Origin of the sequence: Streptomyces bathyalis, assembly GCF_015910445.1 — a bacterium.
Taxonomy (GTDB): Bacteria; Actinomycetota; Actinomycetes; order Streptomycetales; family Streptomycetaceae; genus Streptomyces; species Streptomyces bathyalis.
In genome coordinates, this window is sequence record NZ_CP048882.1 from 5,063,603 (window position 1) to 5,088,908 (window position 25,306).

General features: G+C 70.3%; 21 protein-coding genes. 12 read left to right on the top strand and 9 right to left on the bottom strand.

Features of this window, described 5'->3' with window-relative positions; all coding sequences use genetic code 11:
• The first annotated feature begins 122 nt into the window (after positions 1 to 122).
• Positions 123 to 1,028 (top strand): LysR family transcriptional regulator, encoded by a 906-nt coding sequence (locus G4Z16_RS22010; RefSeq protein ID WP_197352418.1) that lies wholly within the window; start codon positions 123 to 125, stop codon positions 1,026 to 1,028.
• Here G4Z16_RS22010 and G4Z16_RS22015 read toward each other — a convergent pair.
• Positions 1,025 to 1,993 carry an IS481 family transposase gene (locus G4Z16_RS22015; RefSeq protein ID WP_197351121.1) on the bottom strand — a complete coding sequence of 323 codons (969 nt, stop codon included), beginning with the start codon at positions 1,991 to 1,993 and terminating at the stop codon, positions 1,025 to 1,027. The two genes, G4Z16_RS22010 and G4Z16_RS22015, sit on opposite strands and share 4 nt — an antisense overlap.
• A gap of 432 nt (positions 1,994 to 2,425) precedes the next feature.
• Between G4Z16_RS22015 and G4Z16_RS22020 the strand changes: the two genes are divergently transcribed.
• The 5 genes from G4Z16_RS22020 to G4Z16_RS22040 all read left to right on the top strand — a co-directional run bounded on the left by G4Z16_RS22020 (position 2,426) and on the right by G4Z16_RS22040 (position 8,973).
• Positions 2,426 to 3,028: a cysteine dioxygenase family protein gene (locus tag G4Z16_RS22020; RefSeq protein ID WP_197352419.1), complete on the top strand. Its 603-nt coding sequence runs from the start codon at positions 2,426 to 2,428 to the stop codon at positions 3,026 to 3,028.
• Positions 3,028 to 4,197 carry a YeiH family protein gene (locus G4Z16_RS22025; protein ID WP_197352420.1) on the top strand — a complete coding sequence of 390 codons (1,170 nt, stop codon included), beginning with the start codon at positions 3,028 to 3,030 and terminating at the stop codon, positions 4,195 to 4,197. The genes G4Z16_RS22020 and G4Z16_RS22025 overlap by 1 nt, the downstream gene beginning before the upstream one ends.
• 182 nt (positions 4,198 to 4,379) lie before the next feature.
• Positions 4,380 to 6,173: a DEAD/DEAH box helicase gene (locus G4Z16_RS22030; RefSeq protein ID WP_197352421.1), complete on the top strand. Its 1,794-nt coding sequence runs from the start codon at positions 4,380 to 4,382 to the stop codon at positions 6,171 to 6,173.
• Positions 6,174 to 7,236: 1,063 nt separating this feature from the next.
• On the top strand, positions 7,237 to 7,881 hold the full coding sequence (locus G4Z16_RS22035; RefSeq protein ID WP_197352422.1) for an IclR family transcriptional regulator: 645 nt from the start codon (positions 7,237 to 7,239) through the stop codon (positions 7,879 to 7,881).
• Positions 7,882 to 8,145: 264 nt separating this feature from the next.
• Entirely contained in the window at positions 8,146 to 8,973 is an 828-nt protein-coding gene (locus tag G4Z16_RS22040) for a S16 family serine protease (RefSeq protein WP_197354823.1), read from the top strand.
• Positions 8,974 to 8,997: 24 nt separating this feature from the next.
• Here G4Z16_RS22040 and G4Z16_RS22045 read toward each other — a convergent pair whose 3' ends face one another.
• The 5 genes from G4Z16_RS22045 to G4Z16_RS22065 form a co-directional block, all read right to left on the bottom strand.
• Positions 8,998 to 10,005, bottom strand: coding sequence for a glycine betaine ABC transporter substrate-binding protein (locus tag G4Z16_RS22045; RefSeq protein ID WP_197352423.1), 1,008 nt, complete (start codon positions 10,003 to 10,005; stop codon positions 8,998 to 9,000).
• On the bottom strand, positions 10,005 to 10,877 hold the full coding sequence (locus G4Z16_RS22050; protein WP_425508177.1) for an ABC transporter permease: 873 nt from the start codon (positions 10,875 to 10,877) through the stop codon (positions 10,005 to 10,007). Before G4Z16_RS22050 ends, G4Z16_RS22045 begins: the two co-directional genes overlap by 1 nt.
• Entirely contained in the window at positions 10,871 to 12,190 is a 1,320-nt protein-coding gene (locus tag G4Z16_RS22055) for an ABC transporter ATP-binding protein (RefSeq protein WP_197352425.1), read from the bottom strand. The genes G4Z16_RS22050 and G4Z16_RS22055 overlap by 7 nt, the downstream gene beginning before the upstream one ends.
• Positions 12,183 to 12,830, bottom strand: coding sequence for an ABC transporter permease (locus G4Z16_RS22060; RefSeq protein ID WP_197352426.1), 648 nt, complete (start codon positions 12,828 to 12,830; stop codon positions 12,183 to 12,185). The genes G4Z16_RS22055 and G4Z16_RS22060 overlap by 8 nt, the downstream gene beginning before the upstream one ends.
• A gap of 126 nt (positions 12,831 to 12,956) precedes the next feature.
• Positions 12,957 to 13,448, bottom strand: coding sequence for an Lrp/AsnC family transcriptional regulator (locus tag G4Z16_RS22065; RefSeq protein ID WP_197354824.1), 492 nt, complete (start codon positions 13,446 to 13,448; stop codon positions 12,957 to 12,959).
• Between the two features lie 134 nt (positions 13,449 to 13,582).
• Between G4Z16_RS22065 and hppD the strand changes: the two genes are divergently transcribed.
• Positions 13,583 to 14,725, top strand: a complete 1,143-nt coding sequence (hppD, locus tag G4Z16_RS22070; protein WP_197352427.1) for a 4-hydroxyphenylpyruvate dioxygenase — start codon at positions 13,583 to 13,585, stop codon at positions 14,723 to 14,725.
• A 149-nt stretch (positions 14,726 to 14,874) separates the two neighbouring features.
• Positions 14,875 to 16,242 (top strand): FAD-binding oxidoreductase, encoded by a 1,368-nt coding sequence (locus tag G4Z16_RS22075; protein ID WP_197352428.1) that lies wholly within the window; start codon positions 14,875 to 14,877, stop codon positions 16,240 to 16,242.
• A gap of 98 nt (positions 16,243 to 16,340) precedes the next feature.
• Here the strand turns inward: G4Z16_RS22075 and G4Z16_RS22080 are convergent, their stop codons facing one another.
• Positions 16,341 to 16,877: a winged helix-turn-helix transcriptional regulator gene (locus tag G4Z16_RS22080; protein ID WP_197352429.1), complete on the bottom strand. Its 537-nt coding sequence runs from the start codon at positions 16,875 to 16,877 to the stop codon at positions 16,341 to 16,343.
• Between the two features lie 92 nt (positions 16,878 to 16,969).
• Here G4Z16_RS22080 and G4Z16_RS22085 point away from each other — a divergent pair, with 92 nt between their 5' ends.
• Positions 16,970 to 18,433 (top strand): MFS transporter, encoded by a 1,464-nt coding sequence (locus tag G4Z16_RS22085; RefSeq protein WP_197352430.1) that lies wholly within the window; start codon positions 16,970 to 16,972, stop codon positions 18,431 to 18,433.
• 199 nt (positions 18,434 to 18,632) lie between these two features.
• Here the strand turns inward: G4Z16_RS22085 and G4Z16_RS22090 are convergent, their stop codons facing one another.
• Positions 18,633 to 19,109: an SsgA family sporulation/cell division regulator gene (locus G4Z16_RS22090; RefSeq protein ID WP_197352431.1), complete on the bottom strand. Its 477-nt coding sequence runs from the start codon at positions 19,107 to 19,109 to the stop codon at positions 18,633 to 18,635.
• A gap of 265 nt (positions 19,110 to 19,374) precedes the next feature.
• Here G4Z16_RS22090 and G4Z16_RS22095 point away from each other — a divergent pair, with 265 nt between their 5' ends.
• Entirely contained in the window at positions 19,375 to 21,081 is a 1,707-nt protein-coding gene (locus tag G4Z16_RS22095) for an RDD family protein (RefSeq protein ID WP_197352432.1), read from the top strand.
• A gap of 108 nt (positions 21,082 to 21,189) precedes the next feature.
• Positions 21,190 to 21,900, top strand: a complete 711-nt coding sequence (locus G4Z16_RS22100; protein ID WP_197352433.1) for an RDD family protein — start codon at positions 21,190 to 21,192, stop codon at positions 21,898 to 21,900.
• Positions 21,901 to 21,982: 82 nt separating this feature from the next.
• Here the strand turns inward: G4Z16_RS22100 and G4Z16_RS22105 are convergent, their stop codons facing one another.
• Positions 21,983 to 22,300 (bottom strand): hypothetical protein, encoded by a 318-nt coding sequence (locus tag G4Z16_RS22105; RefSeq protein ID WP_197352434.1) that lies wholly within the window; start codon positions 22,298 to 22,300, stop codon positions 21,983 to 21,985.
• Between the two features lie 313 nt (positions 22,301 to 22,613).
• Between G4Z16_RS22105 and G4Z16_RS22110 the strand changes: the two genes are divergently transcribed.
• The gene (locus G4Z16_RS22110; RefSeq protein ID WP_197352435.1) at positions 22,614 to 24,992 is read left to right on the top strand and encodes an immune inhibitor A domain-containing protein; all 2,379 of its coding nucleotides are present in this window, start codon (positions 22,614 to 22,616) and stop codon (positions 24,990 to 24,992) included.
• Positions 24,993 to 25,306 lie beyond the last annotated feature (314 nt).

Below are 25,306 nucleotides of genomic sequence, written 5' to 3' on the forward strand. Positions count from 1 at the left end.
GTGCCCGGACCGTGCCGAAGTCCCCGGGCGGCTCGGGGAGCGCACGCGAGCCGCGGGGGCTTGATCCCTTAGGAAGAGATGGGGGATGTTGCCCGGATCCAAATTCCGCTTATGGTTCTGGCATGTTCGACTCGCGGCACATACGGACGTTCCACGAAGTGGTGCGGGCCGGTTCGTACTCGGCGGCCGCGCGGACGCTCGGCTACACACAGCCCGCCATCACGCAGCAGATGAAGGCTCTCGAACGGTCCGTCGGCACGCCGCTCTTCGTGCGCGTGGGGCGGCAGATGCGACTGACCGAGGCGGGGGAGGCGCTGGAGCGCCACGCGGGCGTCATCCTCGACCGGATCGCGGCCGCGCAGCAGCAGATGTCGGCGATCACAGGACTGCGGGCCGGGCGGGTGCGGATGTGCGCGTTCCCGAGTGCCGGCGCGACGCTCGTACCGGAGGCGCTGGCGCGCCTGGCGTCCGAACACCCGGGAATACGGGTCGAGTTGCAGGAGGCGGAGCCTCCCGACTCGATGCGGCGCGTGGCGGACGGCGAGTGCGACATCACCCTCGCCTTCACCTATCCCGGCCTGCACGAGCAGGTGCCGGACGAGCTGGTCGAGATCCCGCTCATGGAGGACCAGCTGACCGTGCTGCTGCCGACGGGGCACCGGATGGCGCGGCGCCGCGCGGTGAAGCTCTCCGAGCTGTCGGACGAGCGGTGGATCGCGGGCTGCCTGCGCTGCCGCGCCAACTTCCTGCATGAGTGTGCCGAGTTGGGCTTCGCGCCCGACGTCGCCTTCACCACCGACGACATCCTCGTGGTGCAGAGCCTCGTCGCCGAGGGGCTCGGCATCGCGATGATGCCGGGGCTGGTGCTCTCCTTCCTCGTGCACCGCAAGGTCACCGGACGGGCCCTGGACCCGGCGTCGCGGCGGCACGTGTCCGCCTACGTACTGCGCGAGCACCTCGACATCCCGACGACCGCGCTCGTACTGGACGAACTGAGGACTGCTGCCGCGAACCGCGTCGGCTGCTAGGTGTATTGACCTGATGCGTTGTTCACGCGGCTGATCGGTGGCTGGCCTGCCAGTGCGGTGTGGCACCGGTGATGGTTGTAGGCGTGCAGGAAGTTGTCGAGTGCGGCGGTGCGTTCTGAGTTGCTGCTGTAGGGCCGTTGGTAGGCCCATTCGTCGAGCAGGGTGCGGTTGAAGCGCTCCACCTTGCCGTTGGTCTGCGGCCGGTAGGGGCGAATGCGTTTGCCGACCGCACCGAGGCCTGCCAGGGCCTGCTTCCACAGGTCGCTCTTGCGGTAGGACCAGGCGTTGTCGGTCAGGACGCGTTCGATGCGGTCGATGCCCAGGGTGGCGAAGTGGGCTGCCGCCCTGCGGATGAAGTCCGCGCAGGTGGTGGCCTTCTCATCGGGGTGGACTTCGCTGTAGGCGAGGCGGGAGTGGTCATCGACGGCGGAGTGGATGTAGTCGTAGCCGGTGCTGTGGCGGCTTTGCGGCCGGGCCGCCCGGGCTGCCTCCCGGCCGTGGACGCGCCAGCCGCCGCCCTCGGGGATGCGGCCGAGCTTCTTGACATCGACATGGACCAACTCGCCGGGCCGGCTGCGTTCGTAGCGGCGGATGAGCCGGCCGGTGGGCCGGTCCAGCCAGGACAGACGGTGGAGACCGTGCCGGGTCAGGACCCGGTGGACGGTGGAAGGCGGCATGCCCAGGATCGGGCCGATGCGGGCGGGCCCGAGTTTCCGTTCGGTGCGAAGAGCGCAGACGCGCAACTCCAGGGCTCGCGGTGTGCGGTGCGGCGTGTGATGCGGACGGCTGGAGCGATCGGCCAGACCGGCCTGGCCTTCACAGGCGTACCGGCGTACCCATTTGTAGGCCGTGGCCCGTGAGATGCCCATCTCGCGAGCCACGTGGGCCACTGGTCGTCCCGAGCGGACACGATCGACCAGCAACCGCCTCCCGCGAACGGTCAATCGGGCATTACGGTGATACACGAAGGCCTCCGTGCGGTGCAGATTCGACACCTCCACCACACACGGAGGCCTTCGCCATGATCAAGACCCGCAACCGTCAACAACGCTCGTGATCAATACAGCTAGGCCCTGTCTGACAAATCCCGTCTGGGTTGCGACGCCTGGCACGCACGTTCGCTGCGTTGTCGTTCGTCGGCGCAGCCCGCCGCTGCGCTCTCCTCCTCCGCCTTGCGACCGCACGCACCAGACACCGCAACCCACGTCCTGACGGACGTACCACGCTATTTGTCAGACAGGGCCTAGGCGCCTGTCCGGCGCGGCTGCCGGAGGCCACCTCGGCGCGGGCGTGAGTTGTGACTCGCCTGAGCGAATCCCTCCTCCATAAGCGTGGGTTGGGGGCGGGCGAAGAAACCGTCGTTGGACGTGATGAGTTCGCGGCCTCACGCTGCGAATATGGCCACTTCGACGCAGCACCACCCCGCGGCGACCGCCGTCCGCGCCGCGCCCCGCACCACGGCGCGACTCGACTCCCTCGTCGGAGAAGTGCGCGAAGTGGTCGGCCGCGGAATGGCGCCGGACGTCACCGCATATCTCGTCGGCGAGAAGCTCGCACCGCACCTCGGCACCGGCGCCGCGGACGGGCTTCTCACGCCGGAGCAGCAGGAGGGCGACCCCGACCACTACCGCCAGCACCTGCTGCACGCCGAGCACGACGGCAGCTTCTCGATCGTCGCGCTGGTGTGGCTGCCCGGCCAGTGCACATCCGTGCACGACCACGTCTCCTGGTGCGTCACCGGCGTCCACGAGGGCGAGGAGCACGAGCGGCGCTACCGGCTGCTGCCCGCGGAGGAACCGGGCGGGAGCGCGCGGCTCGTGGCGACGGAGGACGTGGTCAACCCGGTCGGCGCGGTCTGCGGATTCGCGCCGCCCGGCGACATACACAAGGTGTGGAACGGCTGCGGTGAGAAGGCCATCTCGCTGCACATCTACGGTGCCGACATCTCACGCCTCGGCAGCAGCGTGCGCCGCGTGTACGAGCTGCCGGCGGACCGCTGATGGCGCTGCTGGGGGACCGGCCCCAGGTGTCTCCGGGCCCTTCGCCCGCCCGTTCCGTGGCGGGGAGCGTCCGTCCACCCCGCACGGATGCGGGCCGCACCGCCCCACCCGCGCGACCGCGCCCCGCCGGCAAGCTGACCGGCCTGGTGGTGGCCGCGCTGGGCGTCGTGGCCGCCGGGTCCGTGCATCTGCTGGTGCCGGCCGTGCCGATGCTGTCGGCCGCCGTCGTCCTCGGCATCCTCGCCGCCCACCTCCCCGGTGCGCGGACTCTGGTGAGCGGCCCGGCCCGGCCCGGTCTGTCGTTCGCGGGCAAGCGGCTCATGCGCGTCGGAGTCGTGCTGCTCGGGCTGAAGTTGAGCATCGGCGACATCGTCGGCCTCGGCTGGACGACCGTCGCGATGGTGCTCGTCGTCGTCGCGGCGACCTTCTCCGGGACGCTGTGGCTCGGCCGGAGGCTCGGTCTCCCCGGCGACCAGCCGCTCCTGATCGCCACCGGCTACTCGATCTGCGGCGCGTCCGCGATCTGCGCCGTCAGCGAGGTGCGGGAGAGCGAGGAGCGCGACGTCGCCACGTCCGTGGCCCTCGTCACGCTCTGCGGCACGCTCGCCATCGCCGTACTGCCGTTGCTGCACCACCCGTTGGGCCTGGACGCGGGACAGTTCGGACGCTGGGTCGGCGCGGGCGTGCACGACGTCGGACAGGTCGTCGCCACCGCCCAGACGGCCGGGCACCACGCCCTCGGCCAGGCGGTGCTGGTGAAACTGATGCGCGTCGCGCTGCTGGCGCCCCTGGTGGCGGCCGTCGTCCTGTCCGTACGGGCACGCAGCGTCCACGCCCGGAAGGGCGGCGCCGCCGCCGGGTCGCCCGCGGACACCGGGGCAGGGAACGGCACCGGCACGGCGGGCCGGCGTCCGCCCCTCGTGCCGCTCTTCGTCGCCGGCTTCCTGCTCATGGTCGTCCTCCGCACGACGGGGTGGCTCCCCGCCGGCGTCCTCGGCGTGGCCGGCACCGCGCAGGAACTGCTCCTCGCCGCCGCTCTCTTCGGCCTGGGCAGCGCCGTCCACCTGCCCACGCTCGCCCGCACCGGAAGCAGGGTCGCCGCACTCGGGCTGTGCTCGTGGATCGTCATCGCCGGGGTTTCGTACGGGGGCGTGCTGCTGACCGCGTGACGCGCGCGACTGCGCCGCCTGCGCCTGTCGTTCAACTTCCCTGCATGCCCCGGGAATTCGCCCGAATCGGACTCCCCACGGAGGCTGTCACCGGCCGCCGGTAGGCTGAAGCAGCCCCGCCGCGCTGTCCGGCGGCCCTCGCATCGACGCGGACGACCACGCCACCGACCCACCCGGAGACCGTGACTACCAGCACTTCCTCCACCAGCCACCACCTGTCGCCCGCCTTCCCCGGCCGTGCCCCCTGGGGCACGGCCAGCAAGCTGCGCGCATGGCAGCAGGGGGCGATGGACGCGTATCTCCAGCGGCAGCCACGGGACTTCCTGGCGGTGGCCACCCCGGGCGCCGGCAAGACGACGTTCGCGCTCACCCTCGCCTCGTGGCTCCTGCACCACCACGTCGTGCAGCAGGTGACCGTCGTGGCGCCGACCGAACACCTGAAGAAGCAGTGGGCGGAGGCGGCGGCCCGCATAGGCATCAAGCTCGACCCGGACTACAGCGCGGGCCCGCTCAGCAAGGAATTCCACGGCGTCGCGGTGACGTACGCGGGCGTCGGCGTACGGCCGATGCTGCACCGCAACCGGGTCGAGCAGCGCAAGACCCTCGTCATCCTCGACGAGATCCACCACGCCGGAGACAGCCGCTCATGGGGCGAGGCGTGCCAGGAGGCCTTCGAACCGGCCACCCGCCGGCTGGCCCTCACCGGCACGCCGTTCCGCTCGGACACCAATCCGATCCCGTTCGTCGACTACGCGGAGGACGCCGACGGCGTGCGCCGCTCCGTCGCCGACTACACCTACGGCTACGGCAACGCGCTCGGCGACGGCGTCGTGCGGCCCGTCATCTTCCTCTCCTACAGCGGCAACATGCGCTGGCGCACCAAGGCGGGCGACGAGATCGAGGCGCGCCTCGGCGAGCCCATGACCAAGGACGCCGTCTCACAGGCGTGGCGCACGGCCCTCGACCCGCACGGCGAGTGGATGCCGTCCGTACTCGGCGCCGCCGACCGGCGGTTGAGCGAGGTGCGCAAGGCCATCCCGGACGCCGGGGGGCTGGTGATCGCCAGCGACCAGGACTCGGCCCGCGCGTACGCGAAGCTCCTCCGCGAAGTCACCGGGACGGCCGCCGCGGTCGTGCTCTCCGACGACAGCGGCGCCTCACAGCGCATCGAGGACTTCCGCAACTCCGACGACCGCTGGATGGTCGCCGTGCGCATGGTCTCCGAGGGCGTGGACATCCCGCGTCTCGCGGTCGGCGTGTACGCCACGACGATCTCCACGCCGCTCTTCTTCGCGCAGGCCGTCGGCCGCTTCGTACGGTCGCGGCGGCGCGGCGAGACGGCGTCCGTCTTCCTGCCGACCATCCCGATGCTGATGACCTTCGCGCACGAGATGGAGGTCGAGCGCGACCACGTGCTCGACAAGCCGAAGAAGGACGCGGAGGACGACCCGTACGCGGAGGAGGCCGGCCTGCTCGAGGAGGCCGAACGCGAGCAGGACGAGGACACCGGCGAGCAGGACGAACTGCCCTTCGAAGCACTGGAGTCGGACGCCGTCTTCGACCGGGTCATGTACGACGGCGCCGAGTTCGGCATGCAGGCCCATCCCGGCAGCGACGAGGAGCAGGACTACCTCGGCATCCCCGGGCTCCTGGAGCCGGACCAGGTGCAGGCCCTCCTGCAGAAGCGGCAGGCACGGCAGATCGCGCACAGCAAGAAGAGGCCCGACGCCGACGCGGACCTGCTCGAACTGCCCGCGGAGCGGCGCCCCGTCGTCACGCACAAGGAACTGCTGGAGCTGCGCAAGCAGTTGAACGGGCTCGTGGGAGCGTACGTCCACCAGAGCGGCAAGCCCCACGGGGTGATCCACAACGAGCTGCGCCGCGTCTGCGGGGGGCCGCCGAGTGCGGAGGCCACGGCGGGGCAGCTCGAACAGCGCATCGCGAAGGTGCGGGAGTGGGCGACGCGCATGCGGTGACCTCGCGGTCGGCGCCGTTCCCCGGGCGGGCGGTCCCCGGTCGTGCCGCGGTTGGCGGCGGGCGTTCCCCGGTCGTGCCGCGATTGCCCAGGCCCTGGGTCTCCAGTGTGTCGACGAAGAACACGGCGTCTGCTCCTTGTCCCGATCCCGGCTCGCGTACCCGGGAGGCGTGGGGGAATCCCCTGCCGGGGGCTTGCCGGTGTGCGCCGCGGGTTCGGGGGTGGTGGCGGGTGCGGGCCGTTCCGGGGGCGGTCCCGGGGCGGCATGATTTACGGCCGACCCACGGAACCAGTTTGGTGAGCTCTGCATCGGCCACAAATCACGTTTGAGCCCCGGAACCATCCCCCTCCACGTCCCGCCCCCTTCCGCCGTCTCGCGTCTGCCGCTTTCGTTCGCGGGCGCTGCCGCCTGACGGCTCTGACCGCCCCCCGGCGGCTCCCCACCGTGGCCCCAGCACCCGTGCCATCCAAGTCGCACGGGTGCAACTCGTCTGCCATGGGGGCCGGTTCGCCGATGACGGCGTTGGTCGGGCCCGTGCCGGAGGCGAGGGTCGTGGATCTGCTGTGTCCACCGGGGGAGAGTCGCTGGATCGGCGGGAGGGGGCGGGACGCGCAGGGGGGCCGTGTCCGGGCTTAAACGTGATTTGTGGCCGATGCGCACCTTGCGATCTGGTTCCCAGTGGTCGGCCGTAAATCATGCCGCCCGGACATGCCCCCCGGAGCGGCACGCCCCCGCCACCACGCATCCACCCGAGGCGAACCCCGGGAAGCCTCAGCGACGCGCACGCCCCGCCACCCAAGACGAACCGATGGCGCACACCGGCAAGCCCCAGCGACGCGGCACGCCCCCGCCACCACGCACGCACCGATGGCGAACCCCGGCAAGCCTCAAAACCGTGAAACCGGAGCGCAAAGAAGAAGTGACCGGATTCTGGACGCACTCTTCCGGTGAGCGGGGCGGGTCGCTAGGTTCAACGGCACAGCGCGATCCCGGCCACGGCTACGCCCCCCACTGCTACGCCCCCACCCGGAGCCGCCCCCACTGACCCGAGGAGGAGCGCGTAGTGACTGCGGAGACCTCTCAGACCCTCGACCGGGGACTGCGTGTCCTCAAACTGCTCGCCGACACCGACCACGGCCTGACCGTGACGGAGCTGTCCAACAAGCTCGGCGTCAACCGCACCGTCGTCTACCGGCTGCTCGCCACGCTCGAGCAGCACGCCCTCGTCCGCCGTGACCTGGGCGGACGTGCCCGCGTAGGGCTCGGGGTGCTGCGACTGGGCCGGCAGGTGCATCCCCTCGTACGGGAGGCGGCGCTGCCCGCGCTGCGGTCGCTGGCCGAGGAGATCGGGGCCACCGCGCACCTGACCCTGGTCGACGGCACGGAGGCCCTCGCGGTGGCGGTCGTCGAGCCGAGCTGGACGGATTACCACGTCGCGTACCGCACCGGCTTCCGCCATCCCCTCGACAAGGGCGCCGCGGGACGCGCGATCCTCGCGGGGCGCGGTCCCGACAGCGAGCTGGGTCCCGGATTCGTCCTCACGCACGGCGAGTTGGAGGCGGGCGCCGGAGGCGCCGCCGCCCCGGTGCGCGGCGTGACGGGGATCGAGGGAAGCGTCGGTGTGGTGATGCTGACGGACGCGGTCCCGCCGCAGGTGGGCGAGCGCGTGGTGCGTGCGGCTCAGGAAGTGGCCGACGCCCTGCGCTGACCCCGCGTGTGGTTCAGGGAGTGGCCGATGCTCTGCGCTGACCCCGTGTGCGGCTCAGGAAGTGGCCGACGCCCTGCGCTGACCCCGTGTGCGGTTCAGGGAGTGGCCGATGCTCTGCGCTGACCCCGTGTGCGGCTCAGGGAGTGGCCGACGCCTGCGCTGACCCTCGGGACATGGTGGGGTGGTCCCTCCGGCTCCGCCATGGGGAGGGCCCGGTGCGGTTGTTAGGTTGCCGGGGTGAACACACCCGCCCCGCCTTCCTCGCTGCTCTCCCGGCTCGGCTCGCGCCTCCGCCCGCGACGGCTCTCCGCGCGGCAGCGCACGCTCCTCGTGTGTGCCGCGCCGCTTGCCGCGCTGTTCGCCGTGGCGGCTCTCGCGCCGCTGCCGTTCGCTCTCGCGGAGCCCGGCCTCACCGCGAACGTGATCGGCGACAGCAAGGACAAGCCGGTCATCACGGTCTCCGGCCCGGGGAGCCAGGGAACGAGAGCCGACAACGGCAAGCTGCTGATGACGACGATCGCCGCGACGCCGCCCGGCGCGACGGTCCGGCTGCCGGAGGTCGTGGAGAGCTGGTTCCGTACGGACAGGGCGGCGATGCCGACCGAGGCGGTCTACCCGGTGGGCGACAACCTCAAGGAGATCGAGAAGCACAACAAGGACGAGATGCGGCAGTCGCAGAACGCGGCGGTCAAGGCCGCCCTGCGGCAGATGCACAAGTCGCCCAAGGACGTGCGGGTCTCGCTGCGCCTGGCCGACGTGGGCGGACCGAGCGCGGGGCTGTTCTTCTCGCTCGGCATCATCGACAAGGTCGTCGGAGACGGCCGCGGCGGCAGCCTGACAGGCGGGAAGGTCGTCGCGGGCACCGGCACGATCAAGGCGGACGGCATCGTCGGGCCCGTCGGTGGTGTGCCGCTGAAGACGAAGGCGGCGAAGCGGGACGGGGCGACCGTCTTCCTCGTGCCGCGTGCGGAGTGCGCCGACGCGCAGGCGGAGCAGCCGAAGGGCCTGCGCCTGGTGCCGGTCGACACCCTCGGCGGCGCTTTGAAGGCGCTGAAGGCGCTCAACGGCGGTGGCCGGGTGCCCAGTTGCTGATCCGGGGCCCCGGCCGCCGTCCGTTCAGCCCGTCTTGATGAAGCCCTTCCGCACGAGCCAGTCCTTGGCGACGTCGTGCGGGTCCTGGCCGTCCACGTCCACCTTGGCGTTGAGCTTCTGAGCCGTCTTGTTGTTCAGCGCCTTGGTGACGGGGGCGAGCAGCCCGGCGATCTGCGGGTACTTCTTCATCGTCTCGCTGTTCATCTCGGGCGCGACGTTGTAGTTCGGGAAGAACTTCCTGTCGTCCTCGAGGATCTTCAGCTTCAGGGCGGGAATGCGTCCGTCGGTCGCGGCGATCGCGCCGAAGACGCACGGCTTGCCGTGGGCGGTCTGGGTGTAGACGACGCCGCCGGCCATCTTGTGCACCTGGCCCTCGGGGAAGCGCATGCCGTACTTCTTCGCCATGCCCTTCAGGCCGTCCTGTCGGGAGGCGAACTCGTTCTCGACGCAGATGCTGGCCGCGTTGGGGTTCTTGCGCGACAGTTCGGCGACGTCGGAGAGCGTCTTGGTGCCGTACCGCTTCTGCAGCTTCTCGCTGATGACGAGCGCGTAGGTGTTGTCGAGCGTGGAGGGCTGCAGCCATTCGACGCCTTTGGCCCGGTCCTCCTTGCGCACGGCCTTCCACTGCTCGACGGGGTCGGGCACGGGCTTGGTGTGGCCGAGGTAGGTGATCCAGGACGTGCCGGTGTACTCGTACATGCCGTCGGCCGTGCCGGATTCGACGGCCGAGCGTGCGCCGATGGAGCCCTGCACGGCGGTGCGGTCGACCACGTCGGCCCCGGCCGCGCGGAAGATCAGTCCCATGATCTTGCCGAGGATGATCTGCTCGGTGAACTCCTTGGAGGTGACGGTCAGTTGGGCCCCTTCGAGGGGCTGCCCGGCTCCCACCGTGCCGGGCCGCACCTTGTCGCTGAGCGGGCTGCCGCTGACCAGTCCGCAGCCGCCGAGCGTGCCGGTGAGGGCCAGCGCCGTCAGCCCGGCGGCGAGCGTGCGCAGCGAGTGCGGGGTGCGTGAGGTGCGCCGGGTGCGCATCAGGACGATCCCTCCAAGCCACGTGGGCGCAGCAGCAGTTCGACGAGTGAGGCGAGCCAGTCGACCAGCAGCGCCAGGGCGACGGTGAGTATCGAGCCGAGCATCAGCACGGGCATCCGCTGGTTGGTGATGCCGGAGGAGATCAGGTCGCCCAGGCCGCCGCCGCCGATGAAGGTGGCGAGTGTGGCCGTGCCGACGTTCAGGACGAGAGCGTTTCGGACGCCGGCGAGGATCAGCGGTACGGCCAGGGGCAGTTCGACCTTCGTCAGCACTCCGAGCGACGACATCCCGATGCCCTTGGCGGCCTCCGTCAGTCCGGGGTCGATGTTGCGCAGCCCGGTGATGGTGTTGGCCAGCACCGGCAGCACCGCGTAGACGACCATGCCGACGACGGCGGTTTTCTGACCGATGCTGAGCCAGAACACCAGCAGCACCAGCAGCCCTAGGGACGGGACGGCCTGTCCCAGGTTCGCGGCCGCCATGGCGACGGGTGTCGCCCTGCGCAGCTTCTGACGGGTCAGGGCGATGCCGAGGGGTATCGCGATGATCAGCACGAAGAACGTGGAGATCACGGTCATCTCGATGTGCTGGCGCAGGCGGAGGGTGACGTTGCCGCCCGAGATGGAGTTGCGGGCGATCGTGTCGAGTTCGGCACCGCGGAACCACAGCCAGGTGCCCAGCAGTACGAGCGCGAGCACGCCGGGCAGGATCGTCAGCTTCTGCCACGTGAGCCTGTCGCGGAGCCGTTCCTCGCTGAGTCCGGCCGCCGCAGGAGCCGACTCCTCGTCGGGCGCGCCCAGTTGGCCCTGCCGTGCCGGCGTCTGCCGCTCGTCCGCCTCGGTGGCCGCACCGTTGGTCGTTCCGCTCACGATGTGAGGCCCTCCTGCGCCGCGTACGTGCGCTTGGCCTGCGTCTCGCTCAGGCTGTGCCGGTGCTCGATGGCCTCCAGCCGGTCGGCGTCGAGGAGTTCGTGCACGCACTTCATCAGCGTCTCCAGGTCGACGACGCCGGTGTACTCGCCGCGCCGGCCGGTGACGGCGACCCGTCCGCCGCTGTCGGTGAGCACCGCCTCCAGCGCGTCGCGCAGCGTCGCGTCGCGGGTGACGGTGTCGTGCACGAGCGTGCCCGCGCGGGCCAACGAGCCCTTGGCGTGGGTGAGATCGCCTCGGCGCAGCCATTTGTACGGGCGCTGTTTCGGGTCGAGCAGCAGTACCTCGTTCGTCGTTCCGGCGCCGAGCATCTCCGAGATGGTCTCCACGGGCTCCTCGACCGTGGCGGTGGGGAAGTCGACGATCTCGACGTCCCGCACGCGGGTCAGGTTGAGCCTCTTGAGCGCCGCACCGGCACCGACGAAGCCCGAGACGAAGTCGTCGGCCGGGTTGGTGAGGATCGCCTCAGGGGTGTCGAACTGGGCGATGTGCGACTGCTCCCGCAGTACGGCGATGCGATCGCCCAGCTTGATGGCCTCGTCGAAGTCGTGGGTGACGAAGACGATCGTCTTGCGCAACTCGTGCTGGAGCCGGATCAGTTCGTCCTGGAGGTGGTCGCGCGTTATCGGGTCGACGGCGCCGAAGGGCTCGTCCATCAGCAACACGGGCGGGTCGGCGGCCAACGCCCGTGCGACGCCGACGCGTTGCTGCTGCCCGCCGGAGAGCCGCCGCGGATAACGGCCCTGGAACTCGGCGGGGTCGAGGCCGACCAGGTCGAGCATCTCCTCCACGCGCGCCTTGATCCTCGCCTTGGGCCAGCCGGCCATCTTCGGCACCTGGGCGATGTTCTGGGCGACCGTCATGTGCGGGAAGAGGCCGGACGACTGGATGGCGTAGCCGATCTTGCGGCGCAGCTTCACCGCGTCGATCCCGGTGACGTCCTCGTCGTCGATGCGGATGCGGCCCGAAGTGGGCTCGATCAACCGGTTGATCATCTTCAGCAGGGTGGACTTGCCGCACCCGGAGGGGCCGACGAGGACGACGGTCTCACCGGCCTTGACCTCGAGGCTGACGTCGTCCACGGCGGGCACCGTGGAGCCGGAGTACCGCTTGGTCAGGCCCTCCAGGCGGATGGTCGCGCCGCTGGCGGCAGCGGGCGCGTCCCGCTCCGGAGCGGTGGCGGGCCGCGCGGGCGTCCCGCTGCTCTCCTCCGTCCGCGTCGTCCCGGAGCCGGATGCTGCGGATGTCTCAGGCACGTATCCCCCTCGGGGTGGTCAGTCGTCCGACGACGACGTACGCGCCGTCGAAGAGCAGGGCGAGCACGACGATGCCGAGAGTCCCGGCGAGCACTTGGTTGAGGGCGTTGGCGCTGCCGAGCGAGGCCACACCGCGGAAGATGGTGTTGCCCAGGCCGGGGCCGGAGGCGAAGGCGGCGATCGCCGCGATGCCCATGAGCATCTGCGTGGAGACGCGGATCCCGGTGAGGATCGGCGGCCAGGCCAGCGGCAGTTCGACCCTCAGCAGCTGCCGCGTACGCGACATGCCGATGCCGCGCGCCGCGTCGACGAGCGCGGGATCGACGCCGCGGAGCCCGACGACGGCGTTGCGGACGATGGGCAGCAGCCCGTAGAGCGTCAGCGCGATGACGGTGGGGGCGACCCCGAGCCCGACGAGGGGGATCAGCAGACCGATCAGCGCCAGCGACGGCACGGTCAGGATCGTCGCCCCCGTCGTCATGGCCAGATCGCCCGCCCATTCGCGGCGGTAGGTCAGCACACCCACCGCGACACCCAGGACGGTCGCGGCCACGACGCACTGGAACACGGCGCTCGCGTGCTGGAGCGAGTCCGCCAGCAGCTGCGTGTGGCGGTTGCCGAGATACTCCCAGAAGCTCATTCCGGTACCCCTCGCCTCTTCAAAGCCGCTCCGTCCGTTCCTGCCCGCCCGCGCGCGGGCGTGCCCTGATGTGCCGCGTGCTTTCCTGCCCGGCGACGCCGGGATGACGCACTGGTCACGGGTTCCTCACGGCACCGGCTCGCCGTCTCCGCCCCCACTCGCCGCCTGACGCACCAGGGGCACGATCCGCAGCGGCACCGGGTTCTCCATGACGATGGCCGTCGAGGCACGCACGATGCCCTCGAAGCCCACCACGCGGTCGATGACCCGCTGCAGATCCGCGTTGGACCGTGCGACGAGGCGGCAGAGCATATCCCCGTGACCCGTCGTCGTATGCAGCTCCAGCACTTCCGGTACGGAGTCCAAGTGGGCCCGTACGTCGGCTCCTTGGCCCTGCTTGATCTCCAGGGTGGCGAAGGCGGTGACGGGGTAGCCGATCGCCGCCGGATCGACGTCGGGGCCGAAGCCGCGGATCACCCCCGTGGTCCTGAGGCGTTCCAGTCGTGCCTGCACGGTGCCGCGGGCGACGCCGAGCCGGCGGGATGCTTCAAGCACGCCGATCCTCGGCTCGTCCGCGAGCAGTTCGAGCAGTCGTCCATCGAGCCGGTCGATACCCACAGCTTCCCTTTCGGTAACCAGCTTTCTGAGCATCTTGTACAGATCGTCCGGCGTGAGGCCGGTCTCGCTGGTCAAGGTGTTCAGTGAATACGGGAAGTATTGCGCACCTTGTGGAACAGGGGGAGCCTTGGGGCATGACTGAGACCACCCACGCAACCCCTGACACTGCCCGGCAGGCCGACCCCTTCCCGGTGAAGGGGATGGACGCGGTCGTCTTCGCCGTCGGCAACGCCAAGCAGGCGGCCCACTACTACTCCACGGCGTTCGGCATGAAGCTCGTCGCCTACTCCGGACCGGAGAACGGCAGCCGCGAGACCGCCAGTTACGTCCTCGAATCGGGCGCCGCGCGCTTCGTGTTCACCTCCGTCGTCAAGCCCTCCACCGACTGGGGGCGCTTCCTGACGGAACACGTCGCGGCGCACGGCGACGGAGTCATCGACCTGGCCATCGAGGTCCCGGACGCGCGAGCCGCGTACGAGTACGCGATCGCGCAGGGCGCCACCGGCATCGTCGAGCCGCATGAGGAGAAGGACGAGAACGGCACGGTCGTGCTGGCGTCCATCGCCACCTACGGCGAGACCCGGCACACCCTCGTCGAGCGCTCGGCCTACACCGGCGCCTATCTGCCCGGGTACGTGGCCGCGGAGCCCGTCGTCGAGCCGGGCAGGCGCAACTTCCAGGCCATCGACCACTGCGTGGGCAACGTCGAACTCGGCAAGATGGACGAGTGGGTGGCCTTCTACAACAAGGTCATGGGCTTCACGAACATGAAGGAGTTCGTGGGCGACGACATCGCGACCGAGTACAGCGCGCTGATGTCGAAGGTCGTCGCCGACGGCACCCTCAAGGTCAAGTTCCCGATCAACGAGCCCGCGATCGCCAAGAAGAAGTCGCAGATCGACGAGTACCTGGAGTTCTACGGCGGTGCCGGCGTGCAGCACATCGCGCTCGCCACGAACGACATCGTCGCGACGGTACGGGCGATGCGCGCGGCGGGCGTCCAGTTCCTGCAGACCCCCGACTCGTACTACGACACTCTCGGCGAGTGGGCGGGCGAGACCCGGGTGCCCGTGGAGACGCTGCGCGAGCTGAAGATCCTCGTCGACCGCGACGAGGACGGCTACCTGCTGCAGATCTTCACCAAGCCGGTCCAGGACCGCCCGACGGTCTTCTTCGAGATGATCGAGCGCCACGGCTCAATGGGCTTCGGCAAGGGCAACTTCAAGGCCCTCTTCGAGGCGATCGAGCGCGAGCAGGAAAAGCGCGGCAACCTCTGACGGCGGCCGTACGACCGGGTGCGCGGCCCTGATCGGGGGACGCGCACCCCGGACACGCATCCATGACGTCCGCTCGTCACGCGCAGCCGTCGCACGTGCCCGGCAGCCCGGCCTTCCCGGCGCTGCCGGGCAGGTGCGACGCTGAGCGCATGAGCGAGTTGATCCAGCGGCTCAAGGACGGCCTGCCCGGGGACGCCGTCATCACCGACCCCGACGTCACCGCCTCCTACTCCCGCGACATGGCCGACTTCTGCGAAGCGGGCACGCCGGCGGCCGTCGTGCTGCCCCGCACCGTCGAAGAGGTGCAGCACGTGATGCGCACGGCGACCGCCCTGCGCGTCCCCGTCGTGCCGCAGGGCGCCCGCACCGGTCTGTCGGGCGCGGCCAACGCCTCCGACGGCTGCGTCGTGCTCTCCCTCATACGCATGGACCGGATCCTGGAGATCAACCCCGCCGATCGCATCGCCGTCGTGGAGCCCGGAGTCGTCAACGCAACGCTCTCCCGCGCCGTCAACGAGCACGGCCTGCACTACCCGCCGGACCCCAGCAGCTGGGAGCAGTGCACGATCGGCGGCAACATCGGCACCGCGGCCGGTGGTCTGTGCTGTGTGAAGTACGGGGTCACGGCCGAGTACGTGCTCGGCCTCGACGTCGTACTGGCCGACGGGCGGCTCATGTCGACCGGCCGCCGCACCGCCAAGGGCGTCGCCGGCTACGACATGACGCGGCTGTTCGTCGGCTCCGAGGGCAGCCTCGGCATCGTCGTACGCGCCGTGCTCGCGCTCAAGCCGCAGCCGCCGCAACAGCTGGCGCTGGCCGCCGAGTTCCCCTCCGCCGCCGCGGCGGGCGACGCCGTCAGCCGGATCATGGAGTGCGGCCACGTCCCGTCGCTGATGGAACTCATGGACCGCACGACGCTGCGGGCGGTCAACTCCCTGACGAACATGGGACTTCCGGAGTCCACCGAGGCCCTGCTGCTCGCCGCGTTCGACACCGACGACCCCGGTGCCGACCTCGCCGCCGTGGGCGAACTGTGCGAGGCGGCAGGCGCCAGTCAGGTCGTGGCGGCGGAGACCCACGCCGAATCGGAGCTGCTGCTGCAGGCGCGGCGCAGCGTGCACTGGGCGCTGGAGGCGCTGCCGGGAACGACGTTGATCGACGACGTCTGCGTGCCGCGGACGAAGCTGGCCGACATGCTGGACGGAACCGCGGCCATCAGCGAGAAGTACGGGCTGACGATCGGCGTCTGCGCACATGCCGGGGACGGCAACACCCATCCCACCGTCTGCTTCGACCCGGACGACGAGGACGAGACGCGCCGCGCGCACGAGGCGTTCGACGCGATCATGGCGCTCGGCCTGGAACTCGGCGGCACCATCACCGGCGAACACGGCGTGGGCGTCCTCAAGAAGGAGTGGCTGGCCCGCGAACTCGGCCCGGTGGGGCTGGAGATGCAGCGCGGCATCAAGCAGGTCCTCGACCCGCTGGACCTGCTGAACCCCGGAAAGCTCTTCTGAGACGTATCGGTCGGGGACCGTCCGGGACCCGCCCGAAACCGGCGCGGGCCGTACCGGCGCGACCGGCCGCGTGCCGGCCCGCCCGGTGGTCGGACATGTCAGGTGTTCAGGGGCTGCGGCAGCGGCTCCAGCAGCATGCGAGGGCGCTGGAGGGCACGGCTGACCGCGTCCTCGGGCTCGGGGTCGGCGCCGGGGCCCGGCCGCATCTCGATGTCCTGGGGCGGGACTCCCACCTCGCACGCCGGACAGCGCCCGGCCGCGTCGAGGCGGGTGGCGCAGGCGGCGTGCAGGAAGTCCCTGCGGCTTCCCCTCTCGCTGCCGTGGTGCTGCTCGCCCCACACCACCAGGGCGTACACCGCGGGCCACAGCTGCCTGCCCTTGGCCGTCAGCGAGTACTCGTCCCGCGGCGGTGAGGCCTGGTAGCGCACCGTTTCGAGGACCCGGCCCTCGGTGAGTGTGCGCAGACGGGTGGAGAGCACGGCACGGGGCATGGCCAGGTGCACCAGGAAGTCGTTGTAGCGGCGCACTCCGTAGAAAGCGTCCCGGATGATCAGCAACGTCCAGCGCTCACCGACGAGTTCGAGGGTGCGGGCGAGCGAGCAGCTCTGCGTCGCGTAGTCCTTCCCCAGTGCCATGCAGGAAGCCTAACAAAGGGTTCGGTCACTGAACTGAGAGGTTCGTTCATCGAACCTTGACTGCTAGGGTGCTCGCCATGATGGTAAGTTCAATGAATGAACCCTCGCGGTTCTCGCTCACGCCGCCCGCGCCCACGTCGCCGGCTCCGGGGGTCCCGGGGGCCGGACAGAGCCGCACGGCCACCCTCGCGGTCACCACGTCGATGACCTTCCTGGTGCTGATGGACTACACCGCTCCGATGACCGTGCTGCCCGACATGGCCGCCTCCTTCGGCACCGGACCGAGCGGCCAGGCGTGGCTGCTCAACGGCATAGCCCTCGGCCTGGCCGCCTCGCTGCTCGTGGCCGGGAGCCTGGCCGACGACTACGGGCGCAAGCGTGTCTTCGTCCTCGGTGCGTTCGGGCTCGCGGTCACCATGGCGCTCGGCGCGCTCGCCACGGGCACCGTCGGATTCACGCTCGCCCGTGTCGCACAGGGCGCCGCGGGTGCGGCCGTCATCGCCGCCAGCCTCGGCCTCATCGCGCGTGCCTTCCCCTCCGGCGCGGGACGTGCCAGGGCCACCGCGCTGTGGGGAGCGGCCCTCACCGGGGGTATCGCCGCCGGCCCGCTCGTCTCCAGCGGTCTGAACGCGCTCAGCTGGCGTGCTTGTTACTTGCTGCTGGCGTCTGCCGCCCTGCCCGTCGCGTTCGTCGCCCTGCGCAGGCTCCCCGAGTCCCGCGACCCGCGCCCCGGGCGCCCCGACCTGCTGGGCGCGGCCACGCTCGGGCTGGCCCTCTCCGCGCTCTTCGCGGCGCTCACCGTCGGCCGCGACGGATGGCTCCGTCCCGCTGTGGCGGCGCTGCTGGCCGCGGCCGTGCTGCTCGGTGCGGCCTTCATCGTGGTCGAACGGCGCAGCAGGGCGCCGATGATCGACCTCGCACTCTTCCGGCGGCCCGACTTCCTGGCGGCCACGGGCGGCGCACTGTTCACGGGGCTCGCCGTGATCGGGCTCTTCAGCTACGTTCCGGCGCTGCTCCAGCAGACGATCGGACTCTCCCCGCTCGCCACCGCGTGGCTGTTCGCGCTGTGGTCCGGCACGGCGCTCGTGGCCGCGGCGCTGTCACGTCGCGTCGTGCACCTGCTCGCGCCGCGGCGCCAACTGGCCGCCGGTTTCCTGCTGTCGGCGCTCGGCACCGCGGCGCTGCTCGGCGGCGCGGGTGCCGGCTCGTGGGAACGGCTCGTGCCGGGGCTGTTCGTGGCGGGGATCGGAAGCGGCCTGCTCAACGCGGCGCTGCCACGGGTCGCCGTGGAGAGCGTCCCGCCCGAGCGTGCCGCCATGGGCTCGGGCGCCAACAACACCGCCCGCTACATCGGTTCGGCCATGGGCGTCGCCCTCACCGTCGCCGTCAGCACAACTCATCGCGGGAGCGAAGACGTGCGCGGGCTCGCGGTGGGAACAGACCACGCGCTGCTGGTCGCGTGCGTGCTGGCGCTGGCCGGGGCCGCCACGGTGCTGGCGCTGCGCGAGAGGTCCGCCGACCGCGAGAGGTCCGCCGATGCGGCCACGTGCGTCTGACGTCCGTACCGCTGGGACGGCACCGTGCTGTGCGCTTCCGGGACACACCGGCCGCGGAAGTAGTGGCGCAAGCCGTCGCGTTGCCCGTCCGGATCTGGGAGGGCTCAGGCCCGATCGGTCGAACTCCCCACCGTGCGTGGGATGTTCACGCCCGATGCACATTCGTCGGATCGAGTGAAAGTCGGAGGGAAATTCACCCTCACACTTCGGCGTCGCCTGCCTCTTCGGACGGTGACGGGTCGGTCAGGCAGACCCCGTCGCCGTGGCCCGCCCGCAAGAGTTCGGCCAACGCGTCGTCCACGCCCAGCACTTCGCCCTCGGTGCCCGCCGGCACGGCACGCAGCGTGCGCTCAAGCCATCCGGAGACGATGCCCGAGGGGGTCTCCAGCAGGGCGTCGCCGTCGGGGGAGGAGAGCGCCACACAGATCACGTCACGCCCCTGGACCTTCGCCGGCCACACGCGTACGTCCCCCTCGCCGCAGGGGCGGAAGACGCCCTCGACGAGCAGTTCCCGTGCGAACGTCCAGGTGACGGGCGCGCCCGTGCCGACGTGGAAGGCGATGTGCGCGGCGTAGGGATCCTTCGCGAGATACGTCAGACGCGCCTGTACGGGAAGGCCGTGCTCGGGTGAGAGCACAAGCCTGATCTCGAGCTCGCATTCGATGACGAGGTTCATCGGACCGCCCTTTCGTGATCCCGTGATCAGTCGCGCAGCCTGTCTTGGCGTGCACTGAAGAGGGCCCAGGCCGTGGCCGGTTACGCGTGTTCGCGCCATTCTCTCCCCAGAGTGGGCCCGTGCGTCCAGCACGGGTGGGCAAGTTGTCGGCCCTGTCTGGTAGATGTGGACACTACGCTTCACGGTTGCACCGCGCGGGTCAACTGCGGAGCACGTACGTCACAAGACGACACAACAGTCGAAACAGATACGGGACCTGGACACTATGAGCGCGCCCCTCTCAGGATCCTCCGGCGGAAGCCCTGCCCCCGGCTTCTATCCGGATCCGTCCATCCCCGGCTACATCCGCTACTGGAACGGCTCCTCATGGGTGCCCGGCACCAGCCGCCCCCAGCCGGAAGAGGGCGAGGCGATGCCCACGCCGCCGTCGGCCGCCGCCGCGTCCTCGGCGGTCGCTCCGCCCACCCGGGAGGAGCCGGCACCGGCGGAGGAGACCGGACCGGTCTTCCTCGACGAGGAGATGGACAGCGGCGCCGGCCCTGAGTCACAGCTGCCCGCCGCCCGCAGCGGTGATGCGCCTCTGCCCGAGGTGCGCCCGCGCGGCGAGGTCGCGACCGCCGGGTCCATCGACTGGGACGATCCGAGCCGCCTCCACGGGCAGCGCCCGGAGCCCGCGTCGGCATGGCAGGCCGACGCGGCCCGGCAGGGAGGCTTCGCCGGGCAGAGCGAGGAGCGCATCTCGTGGGGCCGCGGTGAGGGCGGCGAGGCAGCAGCAGGCGCTTCTGGCGCCTCCGCCGACCCTCGCGGCGGCTGGGGAAGGCCCGCGGCCGAGGGCGGCCCGCAGGGGCGCACGGACAGCGGCGCGGCCCCGGCTCACGGTTCTCCCGCTTCTCCTGCCCACGGCGCGGACTCCGCCGGCTCACCGCCCCGTGACGGCACCTTCCAGATGCGTGCGGTCAGCCCCGAGGCGGGCAGCCGGACGGGCCAGGAGCCAAGTGGCGCCGACAGCTCCGCCCCCGGGCAGCAGGTGCCCGAGCACACCGTCGGGCTGCGCCGCTCGGACGTGCTGCGCTACGGCACGGGCAGTGGCCAGACGCCCCCGGCCGCGGCCACGCCGTCCGCTCCGTCCGTGCCGGGCCAGGGTTCGCCCGCGCAGCCACAGGCCCCCGCTCAGGGCGCCCCGCCGCAGACCCCTCAGGCCGCGCCGCAGCAAGCCGCACCACCGCAGCAGGGCGCACCTGCGCAGCACGGCGTCCCGCATCAGCAGGGCGTGCCGCCGCAGCACGGTGCGCCGCCGCAGGGCGCCGCGCCCGCCGCCGGGCCCGCGCAGCCGTCCTGGGCCCAGCAGGTGCACGACCTGGCCGGCAACGCCCCCGGCGGCGGTCAGGACGCGCCTGCCTCTCCCGCCGCGGAGGCCGCCATGGCCTGGCGGCCGCCGAGCGCCGACCCGTTCGCGCAGGCCCAGCAGGAGGCCCGTCCCGCCGCTCTGGGCAAGCGCTTCGGCGCCCGCATGGTCGACGGCCTGATCACGGGGGCGGTGGCCGTCGCCGTCGCGTTCCCGTTCGTGGGCGAGTCCGTCGATCACGTACAGGCGAAGATCCAAGCGGTGAGGGACGCGGGCGAGACGAAGACGGTCTGGCTCATCGACGGCACGACCGGCAGCAGCCTCGCCGTGGTCCTGGGTGTCCTGCTCCTCTTCGGCCTGCTCTACGAGGTGCTGCCGACCGCGCGCTGGGGCCGCACCCTGGGCAAGAAGCTGTTCGGGCTGAGGGTGCTGACCATGGAGCAGCAGGACAAGCCGGGCTTCGGCGGCGCCCTGAAGCGCTGGCTGACGTACGGCGTGCTGTCGCTGCTGGTGATCGGCGTGCTCAATGTCCTGTGGTGCGTCTTCGACCGTCCCTGGCGGCAGTGCTGGCACGACAAGCTGGCGGGCACCTTCGTCTCGAAGGACTCGGGCGAGATCCGCCTCTGAGCAGATGCGGACGCAGGCGCGGCGCACATTGCGCGTCCGGTCCCGTGACGGTCACTCCGATGACGCACGCCGGGTGCGAGGCGGCGCGGGCCGCGGTCCACTCGGCGCATGAGTACGGATCAGCCCGGCAACGACCCGTTCCGCAAGCAGGAGTCGCCCGAGGGCAGGCAGGAGCCGCCCCGGTACGGCGATTCGGCAGGTCCGTACGGCGACCCGGCGGATCCGCACGGCAGTCCGCCTCCGGCGTCCGGCGGTCAGGGCGAGGGGCAGGGAGACCCGTACGGCGCGGGCCCCTACGGTGGCGCCGGAGGCCCGTACGGCAGCGGCCCGTACGCCTCCAATCCGTACGGCGACATGACGGGAGCCACCGACCCCCTGGAAGGCATGGCGCCTCTCGCGTCACGCGGCAAGCGGCTGGTGGCGCGGATCATCGACGCGCTCCTGATCGGCATCCCGGTCGGTCTCATCATGGGATTCGCACAAGGGGGCTGGGAGCCGGACGACAGCGGTCGTACGGCGGGTCAGCAACTCGTCTACACCGTCGTCTATTTGGTCTACGAGGGGCTGATGCTCACACACTCCGGCCAGACCGTGGGCAAGAAGGTCATGCGGATCAGGGTCGCCGTGCTCGCCGACGGTGCGGTGCCCAGGGGAGTGCCGGGCTGGCTCCGTTCGGCGGTCTACCACGTGCCGCCGCTGGTGCCGTGCATCGGCTTCATCTTCTGGCTCGCCAACGTGCTTTTCTGCACCTGGGACAAGCCCTACCGGCAGTGCCTGCACGACAAGGCGGCCAAGACCGTGGTCGTGGCGGCCGATTGACCGGCTGACTCGTGCAACGGGTACCACTGCGCGGGCGCCGATCGAGTACGTACCGAGGCGTCGCGGACGCCCGTCTGCCTGGTCAGGAACGCAGTGAGGGTTCCGCCACACGCCTCGCGGCCCGCGCCGCGGCCGTGTCGTGCCGCGCGTGGATGCGGGAGGGCGAGGAGGTCCGGGCCCGCAGCGCGACCGCACGTGCCTGCGAGCGTGTGCGCACGCGACGGACCGTCTGCACCCCCGGAGTTGTGAGTGCCACCAGTACACCGACCGCCAGTGCGACGACCGCGATCAGTGCGACTCCCGTTCCTGACTGGGTCCGGGAGAGCAGGAGCATCGCGAGGGTCGAGCAGATGACGGTGACCGAACCGTAAGCGAGCTGTGCGGGGGTCGGACGCGGCATGGCGTGATCCGTCCTCGGGAGACGTGTCGGGAGAGGGGCCGTCGGTCGAGCCGCACGGAGGCACGCGGTGCCCGTCGAACGACTCTACGGTCCGGGATTCCCGGACGGACACCACGGTAAGCGTGAGCTGACCCACGTCGAAGTCGCACAGGGGGCGCACGGTCGCACAGCCCTTGATCGTCCCAACTGGCGGACAGCTGCCGTCGCTTGCGTGCCCAGCACGAATGTGGGCATCAGGGTCTGTCTTTTCTCTCACGGCTGCTGTCCAATACCTCCTGTCCCATCACACTCCACAGGGGAGGGCACCTCAGAGGTGAACGGCAGACGGAGATCCAAAAGATCCAGAGCAGGAGCGCTGACGGTTGCCGTCGCGGCAATCGGCGCCACCGCACTGATACCCGCAAGTGCGGCACAGGCTCAGCAGATATCGGCGCCGGCGGCACATCCGGCACCGCAGTCCGCAACAGCACAGCCGGGAGCGCCCGGGGGGAGCGCGGACGGGCACAGCAAGGACAATCTCAAGGGCCCGTTCGACAAGGAGCAGAACGCGCAGCGTCAGGCGGCGCTGGAGAAGCTGGCACAGGGTGACGCCAAGACCGTCCAGCGCAAGGGCTCCGAGGTCGTCAAGCTCGATGACGGCAAGTACGTAGAGCTGGCGCGGCAGAAGACGGACAAGATCTTCACCATCCTCGTCGAGTTCGGCGACAAGGTCGACGACAAGTACGGCGGCGACCCGGGGCCCCTGCACAACAAGATCCCCGCTCCTGACCGCAAGAAGGACAACTCCACCTTCTGGAAGAAGGACTTCAACAGGGAGCACTTCCAGAAGACGTACTTCTCGACGAAGACCGAGGACTCGGTCAAGAGCTACTACGAGAAGCAGTCCTCCGGGCGCTACTCCGTCGACGGCACTGTCTCCGACTGGGTCAAGGTCGACTACAACGAGGCCCGTTACGGCTCCAACTACTGCGGCGACTCCAACTGCCCGACCGTGTGGGACGCGATCCGGGACGGCGTCGAGAAGTGGGTCGCGGACCAGAAGGCGGCCGGCAAGAGCGAGGCGGAGATCGCGGCGGCAGTGGCGGAGTACGACAAGTGGGACCGCTACGACTTCGACGAGGACGGCAACTTCAACGAGTCCGACGGCTACATCGACCACTTCCAGTTCGTGCACGCCGGTGAGGACGAGTCGGCCGGCGGCGGAGCGCAGGGCGAGGACGCCATCTGGGCGCACCGCTGGTACGCGTACGGCAGCGACGCGGGCAAGACCGGTCCGGAGAACAACAGGGCCGGCGGCACCCAGATCGGCGACAGCGGCATCTGGGTCGGCGACTACACCGCGCAGCCGGAGAACGGCGGACTCGGCGTCTTCGTCCACGAGTACGGCCACGACCTGGGTCTGCCCGACCACTACGACACCACCGGTGGCGGCGAGAACTCCGTCGGCTTCTGGTCGATCATGTCCGTGGGCTCCTGGCTCAACAAGGGCAAGGACGCCATCGGCGACTCCGCCGGCGACATGAGCGCGTGGGACAAGCTCCAACTCGGCTGGCTGGACTACGACAAGGCCAAGGCGGCCACCAAGTCGAAGCACAAGCTGGGCACGCACTCGTACCAGACGAAGAACAAGCAGGCCCTCGTCGTCGAGCTTCCCGAGAAGGACGTCACGACGACGATCACCAAGCCCGCCGAGGGCGAGAAGCAGTGGTGGAGCGGCAGCGGCGACGACCTGCGCAACACCCTGTCGCGCAGCGTCGACCTGACGGGCAAGTTCAAGGCCTCGCTGGACCTCAAGGGTTGGTGGGACATCGAGGAGAACTACGACTTCCTCTACACCGAGGTCTCCGAGGACGGCGAGAACTGGACGCCGATCGACGGAACGGCCGACGGCAAGCCCATCCCGCGTGACGGCAGCAACCAGCCGGGCCTGTCCGGAGTCTCGAAGACGTACAAGGATCTCGCCTTCCCCCTCGACGACTTCGCGGGGAAGAAGATTGATGTTCGCTTCCGCTATCTGACGGATGGTGGGGTCGCCCAGAAGGGGTTCGCTGCGGACGCCATCAGCGTCACCGCGGACGGCGAGAAGATCTTCGAGGACGGCGCCGAGGGCGACGAGGACAACGGCTGGGAGAAGAAGGGGTTCTCGCGCATCGGGGAGTCCTTCACGAAGCCCTACGCGCAGTTCTACATCGCCGAGAACCGCAACCACGTCTCCTACGACAAGTCGCTGAAGTACGGGCCGTACAACTTCGGTTGGGCCTCGACGAGGCCCGACTGGGTCGAGCGCTACGCGTACGAGAAGGGGCTGCTCGTCTGGCTCTGGGACACCTCTCAGCTGGACAACAACGTCTCGGCGCATCCCGGCGAGGGTCTGATCCTGCCGGTCGACGCGCACGCGAAACCGGAGAAGTGGTCGGACGGCAAGCCGCTGCGCAACCGCATGCAGGCCTATGACTCGCCCTTCGGGAAGTACGCGACGAATGGGATCACACTCCACAACGACGGCAAAGCGGTCAAAATCAAGTCGAAGAAGGGCGTTCCCGTCTTCGACGACCACAAGGGGACGTACTGGTACGACTCGAACCCCACTCAGGGGGTCAAGGTGCCGGACACCAACACCCGGATCATGGTCGTGAACCAGCCCCGTTCCGGTGAGACGATCACCCTCCAGGTGAGACCTTCCACAAATTAATTTGCATCGTTGCAGGTCAAAACATGATCGGCCGTTGCCCCCCTGGCGGGCAGCGGCCGATCGCGTTTAGATGCCTGTGACGGGCCTCTTCGGAGGCCCACCGGAACAGTTCTCGCGGGGGTGTTGTTGATCATGGCTGGAGGCGGATTCGTCCAGCTGCCGGACGGGAGCGTGATCGTCGCGCTGACCATTCCGGTCCCGGCCCAGCGTGCAGCCAGGCACGCGGAGCCGGATACGGGGGCGACCTCGGACGCGGGCCCGGAGGCGGCGACACGAAGCCGTCAGCCGGGCTCCGTACGGCAGGGCCGCGACGG

What these genes read in the sequence shown, in the direction of transcription:
- G4Z16_RS22010 (WP_197352418.1), top strand. Translation starts at nt 123, where the DNA reads ATGTTCGACTCGCGGCACATACGGACGTTCCACGAAGTGGTGCGGGCC.
- G4Z16_RS22020 (WP_197352419.1), top strand. Translation starts at nt 2,426, where the DNA reads ATGGCCACTTCGACGCAGCACCACCCCGCGGCGACCGCCGTCCGCGCC.
- G4Z16_RS22025 (WP_197352420.1), top strand. Translation starts at nt 3,028, where the DNA reads ATGGCGCTGCTGGGGGACCGGCCCCAGGTGTCTCCGGGCCCTTCGCCC.
- G4Z16_RS22045 (WP_197352423.1), bottom strand. Translation starts at nt 10,005, where the DNA reads ATGCGCACCCGGCGCACCTCACGCACCCCGCACTCGCTGCGCACGCTC.
- G4Z16_RS22060 (WP_197352426.1), bottom strand. Translation starts at nt 12,830, where the DNA reads ATGAGCTTCTGGGAGTATCTCGGCAACCGCCACACGCAGCTGCTGGCG.
- hppD (WP_197352427.1), top strand. Translation starts at nt 13,583, where the DNA reads ATGACTGAGACCACCCACGCAACCCCTGACACTGCCCGGCAGGCCGAC.
- G4Z16_RS22075 (WP_197352428.1), top strand. Translation starts at nt 14,875, where the DNA reads ATGAGCGAGTTGATCCAGCGGCTCAAGGACGGCCTGCCCGGGGACGCC.
- G4Z16_RS22080 (WP_197352429.1), bottom strand. Translation starts at nt 16,877, where the DNA reads ATGGCACTGGGGAAGGACTACGCGACGCAGAGCTGCTCGCTCGCCCGC.
- G4Z16_RS22085 (WP_197352430.1), top strand. Translation starts at nt 16,970, where the DNA reads ATGAATGAACCCTCGCGGTTCTCGCTCACGCCGCCCGCGCCCACGTCG.
- G4Z16_RS22090 (WP_197352431.1), bottom strand. Translation starts at nt 19,109, where the DNA reads ATGAACCTCGTCATCGAATGCGAGCTCGAGATCAGGCTTGTGCTCTCA.
- G4Z16_RS22095 (WP_197352432.1), top strand. Translation starts at nt 19,375, where the DNA reads ATGAGCGCGCCCCTCTCAGGATCCTCCGGCGGAAGCCCTGCCCCCGGC.
- G4Z16_RS22100 (WP_197352433.1), top strand. Translation starts at nt 21,190, where the DNA reads ATGAGTACGGATCAGCCCGGCAACGACCCGTTCCGCAAGCAGGAGTCG.
- G4Z16_RS22105 (WP_197352434.1), bottom strand. Translation starts at nt 22,300, where the DNA reads ATGCCGCGTCCGACCCCCGCACAGCTCGCTTACGGTTCGGTCACCGTC.